This is a genomic window from Gelidibacter salicanalis, assembly GCF_016469035.1.
Lineage (GTDB): Bacteria > Bacteroidota > Bacteroidia > Flavobacteriales > Flavobacteriaceae > Gelidibacter > Gelidibacter salicanalis_A.
This window is the reverse complement of record NZ_JAEHJZ010000002.1, coordinates 1-10,910: the sequence shown is the minus strand read 5'-3', so window position 1 is coordinate 10,910 and position 10,910 is coordinate 1. Positions and strand designations below refer to the sequence as shown.

8 protein-coding genes are annotated in these 10,910 nt (G+C 38.1%); 2 read left to right on the top strand and 6 right to left on the bottom strand.

Features of this window, described 5'->3' with window-relative positions:
- Positions 1-16: 16 nt before the first annotated feature.
- Positions 17-970, top strand: a complete 954-nt coding sequence (locus JEM65_RS01025) for a tetratricopeptide repeat protein (protein WP_199596689.1) — start codon at positions 17-19, stop codon at positions 968-970.
- A gap of 141 nt (positions 971-1,111) precedes the next feature.
- Positions 1,112-2,467, top strand: a complete 1,356-nt coding sequence (locus tag JEM65_RS01020; protein ID WP_199596688.1) for a UDP-N-acetylmuramate--L-alanine ligase — start codon at positions 1,112-1,114, stop codon at positions 2,465-2,467.
- Between the two features lie 112 nt (positions 2,468-2,579).
- Here JEM65_RS01020 and JEM65_RS01015 read toward each other — a convergent pair whose 3' ends face one another.
- The 6 genes from JEM65_RS01015 to JEM65_RS00990 form a co-directional block, all read right to left on the bottom strand.
- The gene (locus JEM65_RS01015) at positions 2,580-3,008 is read right to left on the bottom strand and encodes an FKBP-type peptidyl-prolyl cis-trans isomerase (RefSeq protein WP_199596687.1); all 429 of its coding nucleotides are present in this window, start codon (positions 3,006-3,008) and stop codon (positions 2,580-2,582) included.
- 242 nt (positions 3,009-3,250) lie between these two features.
- Positions 3,251-5,338, bottom strand: coding sequence for a S9 family peptidase (locus JEM65_RS01010; RefSeq protein WP_233530469.1), 2,088 nt, complete (start codon positions 5,336-5,338; stop codon positions 3,251-3,253).
- A 167-nt stretch (positions 5,339-5,505) separates the two neighbouring features.
- On the bottom strand, positions 5,506-5,862 hold the full coding sequence (locus tag JEM65_RS01005; RefSeq protein ID WP_199596686.1) for a helix-turn-helix domain-containing protein: 357 nt from the start codon (positions 5,860-5,862) through the stop codon (positions 5,506-5,508).
- A gap of 1 nt (position 5,863) precedes the next feature.
- Positions 5,864-6,157 carry a type II toxin-antitoxin system HigB family toxin gene (locus tag JEM65_RS01000; RefSeq protein ID WP_199596685.1) on the bottom strand — a complete coding sequence of 98 codons (294 nt, stop codon included), beginning with the start codon at positions 6,155-6,157 and terminating at the stop codon, positions 5,864-5,866.
- 186 nt (positions 6,158-6,343) lie between these two features.
- Positions 6,344-8,251 (bottom strand): S9 family peptidase, encoded by a 1,908-nt coding sequence (locus tag JEM65_RS00995; protein ID WP_199596684.1) that lies wholly within the window; start codon positions 8,249-8,251, stop codon positions 6,344-6,346.
- 419 nt (positions 8,252-8,670) lie between these two features.
- Positions 8,671-10,910: DUF7507 domain-containing protein (locus JEM65_RS00990; RefSeq protein ID WP_199596683.1), on the bottom strand; the 2,240-nt coding region annotated here is incomplete at its 5' end.

Below are 10,910 nucleotides of genomic sequence, written 5' to 3'. Positions count from 1 at the left end.
ATTCATAACTATTCGTATGAAATTTACACTCTATTTTTTCTCTTTTTCGTTAGTGGCCTTTGGTCAATCAGACTTTCAAAAAACGGAACAATTTTTCGCAACTAAACAATTTAGTAAAGCGGAAAACCTTATGATTTCTTATGTGAAGTCCCATCCTAATGATTTATCGGGCATTGAATTATTGGGCGATGCTTATGGGCATCAGAAAAAATGGGATGAAGCCATCGAGAGTTATAAAAATTTGGTGGAGTTGAGTCCAGAAACTGCAAATTACCATTATAAATATGGTGGTGCTTTGGGTATGAAAGCCTTGTCTGTAAATAAGATACAAGCTTTAGGAATCATTGGTGATGTTAAAGAGGCATTTACCACAGCTGCAGAATTAGATCCTAAACATATTGAAACGCGATGGGCGTTGGTAGAATTGTACATGCAACTCCCGGGAATTATCGGGGGAAGCAAAAACAAATCGTTAAAATACGCGGAGGAGTTGTATCGTATTTCTAAAGTGGATGGGTTTTTAGCAAAAGGTTATATTTATGAATATGATAAGGATTTTGACGCTGCTGAAAAGTATTATAAACTTGCGGTTACAGAAGGAGGTTCATTGCATTGCTATGAGCAATTGACCAATTTATATGAAGCTAAAAACCAGCCAGAATTAATGATTTCCACTATGCAGGCAGCCTTGAACAAGCATAGATCGAATGCGCTAAACTACCAAATTGGGAAGGTTTCGGCAGATTATAAAATTCAATTGGATAAAGGTGCGATGCATCTTCAACACTATCTTGAGAATTATGAAAAGGAAGATGGAATTTCAAAATCGTGGGCTAATTACCGATTGGCGCAAATCCACAAACTTCAAAAAAATAAAGTAGAGGCCTTAAAATATATCGATTTGGCAATTGGCGAATCACCAAGAGCGGTTGCCTTTAAGAAAGAACGCGTTGCGATATTGAAACTTTAAAGCTTTTTCAATAAGTATTAACTCCAATGATTGTGCGATTTTATCTGATAAATTATCGGCTAAAGCTTTCCAGCTTCATCTATAAAATCATTCGTCATTTCGCATCAAAAAAACTATCTTTGATCCTTTCAAAATTAACATATGAATGTACATTTTATAGCTATTGGCGGCAGTGCCATGCACAATCTTGCCATAGCGTTGCACAATAAAGGAGAACAGGTTACGGGGAGTGATGATGAAATTTATGAACCTTCAAAATCAAGATTAAAAGCTAAGGGCTTGTTGCCAGAAAATTTTGGCTGGTTTCCTGAAAAAATAAATAGGTCATTAGATGCTATTGTTTTAGGGATGCATGCCAAAGCAGATAACCCTGAACTTTTGAAAGCACATGAATTGGGCTTGAAAATCTACAGTTATCCTGAATTTTTATACGAACAATCCAAGCACAAAACGCGCGTTGTAATTGGCGGAAGTCATGGTAAAACGACTATTACGTCTATGATTTTGCATGTGATGCATTACCATGATAGAGATGTTGATTATATGGTTGGTGCGCAGTTGGAAGGTTTTGATGTGATGGTAAAGTTGACCAATGATAATGATTTTATCGTTTTGGAAGGTGATGAATATTTGAGCTCACCTATTGATAGACGGCCAAAATTTCATCTTTACCAACCCAATATCGCCTTATTGAGTGGCATTGCTTGGGATCATATTAATGTATTTCCAACTTACGATAATTATGTTGAGCAGTTTAAAATATTTGTAGACAGTATTGTCAACGGAGGAAGTATCACTTACAATGAAGAAGATTTAGAAGTGAAAAGAGTGGTGGAAGCATCTGATAACACCATTAGAAAATTAGCGTATCATACGCCGGAATACACGGTTGGAGACGGCGAAACACTTTTGGAAACGCCAGAAGGTCCACTGCCAATTGAGGTGTTTGGAAAACATAATCTGAATAATCTTTCGGGCGCCAAATGGATCTGCCAGCACATGGGCGTGGATGAAGATGATTTTTATGAAGCCATTGCCAGTTTTAAAGGGGCGAGCAAACGTTTAGAAAAAATAGGAGAGGGCAGTACTAGTATTGCTTTTAAGGATTTCGCCCATTCTCCCAGTAAAGTGCTGGCGACCACAAATGCTGTGAAGGAGCAGTTCCCAAACCGCACGGTTGTCGCGTGCTTAGAGTTGCACACCTTTAGCAGTTTGAACGCTGAGTTTTTAAAGGAATATAAAGGCACACTTGATGCTGCCGATGTAGCCGTAGTCTTTTATTCACCACATGCGGTTGAAATTAAAAAACTGAAAGAAGTCACACAAGAACAAATTGCCACCGCTTTTGAGCGTGATGATTTAATTATTTACACCAATCCTGACGATTTTAAAAACTTTTTGTTCGCACAGGATTTTGATAACAAAGCCTTATTATTGATGAGCTCCGGAACTTATGGTGGATTAGATTTTAATGATGTCAAAAAGATGATGGTTTAAGATCATTTCTCAATCGTCTTTGATATTAAAAAAGAGCTTCAGAAAACATTGAACATAACAAAAAAAAGCCATTTACATCTGTAAATGGCTTTTTATATACGATCGTGTGATCTTATTTAATCTCAACTAATTCTAAGTCAAAAACTAAATCTTGACCCGCTAATGGATGATTACCATCAACAACAATGTGATCTTCTTTAATGTCAACCACTCTAAATTGGTGCTCTGTTCCGTCAGGACCTTTAGAAGCTAAGCCCATACCAACTTCTGGTTGGATATCTTGTGGAAGTTGCTCTTTTTGTACTTGATGGAAAAGCTCTTGCTGAACATCACCATAAGCTTCTTCTTTTGCAATCTCAACTGTTTTCTTATCGTTAACCTTCATATCAAGAATGGCGTTTTCAAAACCAGGAATCAATTTACCTTCACCAATAGTAATTTCTAATGGCTCACGCTCCAATGAACTGTCAAAAACCTGTCCGTTGGTCAATTTTCCTGTGTAATGTACTTTTACCGTATCGTTTTTCTTTACTTGACTCATAAATCCTTTTTAATGTTATTATATAATGCAAAAGTATGATTTATAGAGTGAAAGCCAAGGCTTTGACCTTTTAATTGGGTTTAATTAAGAAAAGCTTAACGTAATCTCCTGATTTACTATGATTTTAGTTGAGCTTATTTGTCAATAATTACTTTTAGTGGTGTGTAAAGTCCAGTTGCAATTTGCATTATAAAAGAGGCTTATAAAAATCTAAGATATTCAAATACCACCACTATAAACTGCTATTTCAGAATCAGATGTTGAATAAAAAACTCCATCATTCTATTGAAATCTACCGATGTATGGCCTTTGTCTGGACCAACTTGTACTTCAAAACTTTTTTCTACTTGCTGCAAGGCTTGTATCAATTGCAATGAATTGGACGGGTGCACGTTGTTATCGTTGGTGCCGTAAAATATCATTAATTCACCTTGTAAATCTTTGGCATAATTCATCAAATTAGAAGCTTCGTAGCCTTTTGGATTATTCTCAATAAGATTCATATAGCGCTCCGTGTAAATGTTGTCGTAATTTCTCCAGTCCGTTACCGCAGAATTGGCAACCGCCGCATGATAGACATCAGGGAATCTTAACAGACTCATCGCTGCTACGGTTCCGCCGTAAGATGTGCCATACACACCAACTCTTGTTGTGTCAAAATACGGGCGACTGTATAACGATTTGACGCCTGCGGCAAAATCGTCCATTTCCACAATCCCTAAATTACCGTATAATTTATCGAGCATGTTCTTACCTCTCCCACCAACATTTCTGCCGTCAATATTGACCACTAAAAATCCGAATTCAGTAATGACATTTGGAAGTTGAAATGTTTCTCTAAAAGCATTGACTCCAGGGCCACCATAATTACTTAAAATTAAAGGATACTTTTTTGAAGGATCAAAATTTGATGGAAAATGAATCATACCGTGTAATTGGGTTTCGCCATCTGCAGAAGTGAATTCAAACACATCCACCGTTTTGAACCCTAGTTCCTTAAAGTTTGTCAAGTCGGTTTTTAAAAGCTCCTTCTTAACATTTCCTTTATCATCCACTAGGCTCATCACAGGAGGTGAGTTATGGGTTTGGGCAATATCAATAAAGTGCTTGCCCGAAGGCGATAAGTTGACGTTATGATTGTATGCAGGATCTGTTAAGCGAATGTCATTAGTCCCATCAAAATTAACGCGGTGTAATTGCATTTTCATATGATTGTCTCCACTTGCTGCCATATAATAGACCTGATTTTTAGCTTCATCAACGTCAACAATACGCTGAACTTCAAAATCATGATTGGTCAATTGGTTGACCAAGGTGCCATTAAAATTGTAGAGGTAATAGTTTTTAAATCCGCTTCTTTCCGAAGCCCAAATAAAATGGATTTTGTCTTTTAGCTTATAAATTTCTGGCGAATTCTCTGTAAAACTTGGAAGCCATTCTTCCCTAACTACGACGCGAGTTTTACCCGTTATCGGATTCGCCGCTTTAAATTCCATGATATCTTGTTTCCGATTGGTGCTATGAAAAAGTAATTCTTTGCCGTCAGGTGACCATTCTATCCCATATAAATAGGTGCCAAGCGCACCATCGTTAAAGGGTTTGCCGTTACGCGTATCGAGTGTGATGGTTTTTTTCGTTTCTAAGTCGTACACCATTAAATCGACCGGTAGGTTTTTAGCCCCCACTTTTGGATAGGCTTCCACTTCCAGCGAATCTTGGATTTTGGTTTGATGATACAGTACGTAATACATGAGTGTATCCTTCTCGTCAAATTTGTAAAAGGCCACTTTTTTACTGTCAGGAGACCACCACATGGCAGTATTCTGACCGAGTTCTTCACCATAAACCCAAGTTGCAATCCCGTATTTTATCAGATTTTCGTCATTTCCATCTTTGGTAATGTCGACAGCATTAGACCCATCAGGATTGCTCAGATACATGTTTCTATCTTTAGTAAACGCCATTAAAGTAGAGTCTGGCGAGACTGCAGATGCATATTGCCGCCCTCTATCTGGTCTTTGCTGTCGGCTATTTGATGTTCTTGGTGTTGGTTTATAAGCTTCAGATTTAGTAACCTTATTTTTCTTGACATCAAAGGTGTGCACAATATCATTCTCTTGATAGGTAAAACTTTTACCGTCATCACTCCACACTATATTTGGTGAGATTCTTTGCACCGAACTATATAATTGTGGAGCCATTTTTTGATACTGATCGTATCCTGGCATGTTCTTGATTTTTCCTTGAGCGTAACTTTTGCTAACCGAACCTATTAATGATAGTGTCAGGAAGCACAAGGGCATGCATGCTTTTAAAAGGTTAAGCTTCATTTGAATATATTTTAATTTGAAAGTTTATTTTATAATTAAATATGCTTAGATAAAAGAATTAAGACCGCTGCGCTTTTAGATTTACGAACCAACCAAGAACAAGGAACAAAGAATAAAGAACAAAGATGTGTTTATACCGTGATGCCTTAGTGCTCCGGGAAACTTGCTCAATAATCTTGTATCAATATTTCTGTTGGGATGTTTAAATCAGCGTTCAGTTTTCTAATCATTTCTAAAGTTAATTTTCGCTTTTTGTTCATTATTTCGCTCACTCGACTTTTGAAACCAATCATTTTGACCAAATCTTTCTGTTTTAGGCCCATTTGTTCCATTCGGAAATTAATTGCGGAAATCGGGTCGGGCATATCAATTGGAAAATTCTCCTTTTCGTAATTGTCTATTACCATTGCCAAAATCTCCAACTCGTCGCCTTCTTCGGTTCCTCTTTTAGCATCGAAAATAACTTCCAAACGCTCAAGTGCATTTTGGTAATCTGCTTCGTTTCTAATTGGTTTTATTTTCATCTTAAATTTCGTTTGTGTTAATTTTATCATATTCCCCATGAGTTCCGATAAAGCGTATCCACGCGAGTTGATATTCAAAATTAAACTTAACAATCAGTCGATAATCGTTACCTTTAATGTTAAATACAATTCGGTTGTCTTTTAAAATACTCGCGCTGGGATATTCTTTTTTCAGGTCGTTGATCGATGTCCAATTCGATTTTTCAGTTTCTCGATACCAAGTTTTCAATTGAAGTTCACAATCGCCGTGCTTTTCCCAAAAATCCCGCAAGGTCCCTCTCGAAAATATTTTCACGTTAAATGATTTGACGCAAAGATAACATAAAAGTTACCAAAATGATAACTTCTATCGTTTCTTTTTTTTGCATTAAGGGCAACAAACTGATAAACATTGCTATCCTAAATCAATTGTCCCAAGCGCTCTTATAGAGGAACGCTGTTTGTTTAATTTATCAATATACATATTTATTGTTGATTAAGCTTACAAGGTTTCCTTCAACCATTTAAAAAATTCATTTTGCCATACCAAAGCATTTTGTGGTTTTAGCACCCAGTGATTTTCCTCAGGGAAATACAATAATTTGCTTTTTATACCTAACAATTGCGCCGCTTGATAAGCACTTAAACCTTGTTCAATCGGTACGCGATAATCCTTTCCGCCTTGAATGATCAAAATAGGAGTGTCCCATGCTGATACCTTGGTGATCGGATTGAATTCGTTGTAGACTTTTTGTGCGGCCTTGTTGTTTTTATCCCAGTACGGTGCTCCAAAATCGTGGTTTACAAAAAATAATTCCTCAGTTGTACCATACATAGTTCTGGTATCAAAGACACCATCATGTGAGATGAAGGTCTTAAAGCGTTTGTTGTGAATTCCCGCCAAATAAAACACAGAGTAACCACCATAGCTCGCGCCAACGGCACCCAATCTATCATTATCTACATACGGTTCTTTAGCAATGGCATCAATAGCTGAAAGGTAATCGTCCATCACTTGGCCACCCCAGTCCTTGCTGATAGCTTCATTCCATTCTACACCATGACCGGGCATGCCACGACGGTTTGGTGCAACAACAATATAGCCATGAGACGCCATTAATTGGAAATTCCAACGGTAAGAATAAAACTGTGATAGTGCAGATTGTGGACCTCCTTGCGCGTATAATAAGGTCGGATATTTTTTAGAGGCATCGAAGTTGGGTGGCAAAATCACCCATACTAACATTTGCTTACCATCAGTGGTGGTTACGTAGCGCTTTTCAACTTTAGGTAATTCAATACTGTCATATAATTTCTGGTTAATGTTTGTCAATGCTTTAAAACTGTTGTCCTTTAAATTGAAACTGAAAATTTCAGCGGCATGGTTCATATCAGTTCGTGTCACCAACAGGGTATGGTCTTTTTGGACAATAATGCTGGTAATATCAAATTGGCCTTCTGAAAGTTGTTCCACTACAGGGGCGATACGTTTTTTATCAGGATAATTCACTTTAAAAATTTGAACTGTGCCATCTATTGGGGCGGTAAAGTAAATATCGTTGCCGTCATTACTCCATAAAAAACTGTTGACGGTACCATCCCATCTATCGGTTAAATTTTGTTTGACGCCATTGTTTAGTACAACAATATCGTTTTTATCCGCTTCATAACCATCAGTTTTCATTTGCAACCATGCCAAAGCACCTTGTGATGATAAAGCAGGATGGGTATCATAGCCCTTATTGTCTTCAGTAATGTTGGTAGTGGTCTTAGACGCGAGGTTATATTTGTATATGTCCGTATTGGTGCTGGTAGCATAGGCTTTTCCTTTTAATTTCTTGCTTACATAATAGATGTCCTTACCATCTGGAGACCAAATGTAATCTTCGTCGCCACCAAAAGGACGCTGTGGGGTGTGGTGTGGTTCATTTGGCATGAGGTCAGTGCCATCTGTGTTTTCCGTGCCTACTTTTTTATAGAACACATGATTATATTTGCCGTCTTGCCAAGTGTCCCAATGACGAATGTCTAGATCTGAAAAAATATAAGCCTCAGATTTATCTAAGTTTTTATAAACGTCACTTCCTTTTATGTTCTCAATAGCTACTTCATCATGAAATAGGGTGTAGTTGCCATCGGGCGACACGTTTTTATCTTTTGCATTAAGCTCGTCTTTGCTTATTGCAATTAAATCGCCGCCATTGACCGGTAGTTTATAGAATTTAGAATCGAAGTTGTTTTCTTCAATATTAGGGGTTTTAACCTCTATAAGGATATTCGAACCTTCTTTGTCAAGTCCCTTGACGCTAATGCGTTCAACTTTCCATAATAATTCAGGTGACATTGTTTGTTGCGCATGCACCGTGCTACCACTTACTATTAAGCTCATAATTAGGAGTACCTTTTTCATAATTGTTTTGTTTATAATTGGAGTCGTTACTGCTGTATGAAAACCGTTATGGTGTGTTTCAGGAAATAAGATTTTCATAAAGATGCTAAATTTATAAAATTCCTTTGAGTTTGGGGAGAGAACTGAAGCTTATTACGAGCATTGTTGGTCTATAAAATCATGATGGCAGAAATTGGATAAATAGATAAGTGTTAAGCCTTGACTCCTGTTTCAAAATTAAGCCTATAAACAACTTGTCATGCCATCATAGTTAACAACTTTAGGGAAAGTAAGATTGTCCTCTCTATAAAATCAATAATTATAAAATTATAAATCTGATTTTAGACTAAAATTCAAATAAGGATTTGTTTATAAATAAAGAGGTTATCTGAAATTAACCAGATAACCTCTTTATTTTAAAATTAAAAGTTATTATTATATTATTTCGTTATAATGACAGGAACAGATTTCACTTCAATATTATTTAATAATTGTACAAAATACATTCCGGCATCCATACTTGAAGGAAGGTCAATCAATATATCCCTATTAGCAAGATAGCGTTTCTTAACTTTAAAAACTTCACGCCCCGTAACATCATACATTACGATATCTGCGAACTCGCTGCGAAAGCCTTCTAACCTCACTTTGAAACTAAACTGTGCAGGATTAGGATATATCTTCATCCTTGGTTCTCCAATAAATTCTTCCTCCTTAACTATTTCAAGCTGTGATTCTTGGCCTTTTTCTAACACTAAGGGCACGTTTATATCTAGAAATGTTCCATCTGTAAAGTTCACCCTTATGGTATAACCAGTCGCTGTGATTTTATTCTTGAAATCGAATCTCAAGATGGCTTCGCCAGTTTGAATCGTGCCTCCGTTCCAACCTGGATTACTTGCATTAAGATTAGCATCAACAGGATTGGCATTTCCTTCCCAAATAGTTGTACTTGTATTATTGGCCGAAAGTCGAATTGTGGTCATATTGCCGTTATTACTTGGCCATATTACGGAGATATCTTCAATAATCTTATCAGCTCCTGTCAAGTTATTTAATCTTGCAGTTACGCGCTTACCTTTAATTTGAAGGCGGTCTAATGTAATACCTGGACCAATGGTTACAATGGCATCATCAGATATATTTTGCGTTTCGAACGAGTCTTCACCCATTGCGTATGCTGTATTTGAAATATCAAAATCATTTACCACATTACCGCAAGATTTTAAGAAGCCTTTACTATTATAGCGACTGACCCTGAAGAATGCTATCTGCCAGTTGGTATCGACATCTTTTATTGGTCCACCGGACTGACCCCAACCGCCCGTAAAAGGGTCAGAACATGAAAGATGTAGTTCAAATGCGGGATCGGATCCTGGTGGGTCAAATACGATGTCATTTTTAGTTAAACTGGTAATGATGGTAACATCGGTCGTGATATCGACACCGTCTAGATATACTGGGCCACCATCTGTCGAACCTTCGAGAACGCTGCCGTTCACAAATACGAAATAAAAGTCGTCCCCAGTTACTGTTCCATAGGGTGAGCTACTATCATCAAAGAATGGCGCCGTTAAGTATTCAACCGTGATTGTGGCTGACTCACCGGTCGGGATTTGAACTGTACAGTCTACATCCTGATCAGCACTTGCCGAACAGTCTCCGCTACCAGAAGTTATATTGACGCTAGTAACATTAAGTGAAGTATTGACCATATCTGTTACCGACACGTCAACCGCATCTGATGGGCCATTATTGCTGACTTCTATGGTGAAGCTTTGTAATGTACCTTGAGATACCGCTGTTGGATCGAAGGTCTTGACAATTGATAGGTTGATGTCGACCACAATATTAATATTGTCTTCGCTCGCGTCCTTGATATCATCATCCAATTCGGTAGGATCACCCTGTGGCGCTTCAGCAACAACCGTTACATCGTTCGGTACATTGTCTTCGTCATTTAGTGCTCCGACACCGTTTGCTTCTTCAACTGCCGAGTCAACTTCAAAGCTAACCGTAATGGTTTCGGAAGCGTTTGGTGCTAATGACGTAATAAGCCACTCTACTGTTTGAGCGTTCGCGTCGCTGTCATTATTGGCCCCAGCTGTACCGGTAACATTAATAACTGTAAGTCGTGCATCAACCGCATCCTCGATCAACGCATCACTGAGCGTCACGTTGCCTTCGTTGGTCACAACGAGGGTAAAAAAACTGCTGTTTCCACCGGCAGTTACGGTATCATCTGCGAATGTCTTCACGATGCTGATCGCCGGGTTCTGAACCACTGGGATGTCCAGATCATCTGTTGCATCTGGTGCCTCATCAGAACTAGCTGTCACATTATTACTCACATTGCCGCCTGCATCGATATCATCCTGGGTTACGGTATAATCTGCAGTAAAAGTTGTCGATGCTCCAGGAGCTAATGTCGTAACTCCACCTGTTGGTTGAGCATCTACATTATCATCAACTAAACTGATGTTGTTTAAAGTAACATTTCCTGTATTGGTTACTAAGTAAGAATACGGTATTACCTGACCGGCTACTGTTACTTCAGTAGTGGTTGAAGTCTTAACCACAGTCATCAATGGATTCTGAGTAACTGGGATGTCTAAGTCATCTGTTGCATCTGGTGCCTCATCAGAACTAGCTGTCACATTATTACTCACATTGCCGCCTG

Bases quoted from the DNA above. Each gene is read 5' to 3' on its own strand.
- JEM65_RS01025 (WP_199596689.1), top strand. From the start codon at position 17: ATGAAATTTACACTCTATTTTTTCTCTTTTTCGTTAGTGGCCTTTGGT.
- JEM65_RS01020 (WP_199596688.1), top strand. From the start codon at position 1,112: ATGAATGTACATTTTATAGCTATTGGCGGCAGTGCCATGCACAATCTT.
- JEM65_RS01015 (WP_199596687.1), bottom strand. From the start codon at position 3,008: ATGAGTCAAGTAAAGAAAAACGATACGGTAAAAGTACATTACACAGGA.
- JEM65_RS01010 (WP_233530469.1), bottom strand. From the start codon at position 5,338: ATGAAGCTTAACCTTTTAAAAGCATGCATGCCCTTGTGCTTCCTGACA.
- JEM65_RS01005 (WP_199596686.1), bottom strand. From the start codon at position 5,862: ATGAAAATAAAACCAATTAGAAACGAAGCAGATTACCAAAATGCACTT.
- JEM65_RS00995 (WP_199596684.1), bottom strand. From the start codon at position 8,251: ATGAAAAAGGTACTCCTAATTATGAGCTTAATAGTAAGTGGTAGCACG.